Consider the following 247-nt stretch of genomic DNA (forward strand, 5'->3'; position numbering starts at 1 on the left):
GCATTTGTATCTCCGTTTGCAAAACCTGTTGCGGTGTAATTAAATACAGGGTCGGCTGTACCATACACTTTGTTTTGTCCTGAGACCGCAGTTATATTTAGAGTATATTTCTCTGTTGTAAAACTTACTTCATTTCCATAATTAATCAAACAATTGCAGTTTATAGCATAAGTCCTGATATAAAAAGTTCTGTTTCCTATAAGAGCAGATAGCGTACTTGTAAAGTTTCCTAGTGCAGTACTAACAT

The 247-nt window shown here is 34.8% G+C and carries 1 protein-coding gene; it reads right to left on the reverse strand.

Features of this window, described 5'->3' with window-relative positions; genetic code table 11:
- Positions 1-247 (reverse strand): MBG domain-containing protein (locus SB660_RS22850; RefSeq protein WP_410584807.1); only part of this gene is annotated, 247 nt, incomplete at both ends.

The organism is Bacillus sp. SIMBA_005, from assembly GCF_046535585.1.
GTDB lineage: Bacteria > Bacillota > Bacilli > Bacillales > Bacillaceae > Bacillus > Bacillus pumilus.